A 457-nucleotide genomic window follows, 5' to 3' on the forward strand; every position below is an offset into this window, starting at 1 on the left:
GGCATGGTGATCGGCCCCGGAGCGACGACCGTGGGGCGGTCCGGGGCACCGGTCGGCCACTCGGTGGAGACCACGAACTCGTAGCCGTCGGCCCACGGGGCGTCGGGCAGGTGCACCTCGACGTCCTCGGGCCCGGCGTGCAGCCAGACCAGCCACGAGTCGTCGCGGACCGGCCGGCCGCGCTCGTCGCGGTGCCGGATGCCGCGGCCGTCGAGGTACATGCCGACCGTCTGCAGCCCGGTGTCGTACCAGTCCTCGGTGGTCAGCTGGCCCCCGCCCGGGGCGAACCAGGCGAGGTCGCGGGTGCCGCCGGACCCGGCCACCTCGTGGCCGTCGAAGAACGCCTCCTGGCGCAGCGCGGGGGACGTCCGGCGCAGCCCGACCAGCCGGGAGGTGAAGCTCCACAGGTCGGCGTCGATGGCGCCCCAGTCCAGCCACGACAGCTCGGAGTCCTGGC

The 457-nt window shown here is 75.3% G+C and carries 1 pseudogene; it reads right to left on the reverse strand.

Annotated elements, in window-relative coordinates:
- A pseudogene (locus M3677_RS17190) lies at positions 1–457 on the reverse strand (glycogen debranching enzyme); the annotation flags it as partial.

It is taken from the genome of Curtobacterium sp. P97 (assembly GCF_023712445.1).
Classification (GTDB): domain Bacteria; phylum Actinomycetota; class Actinomycetes; order Actinomycetales; family Microbacteriaceae; genus Curtobacterium.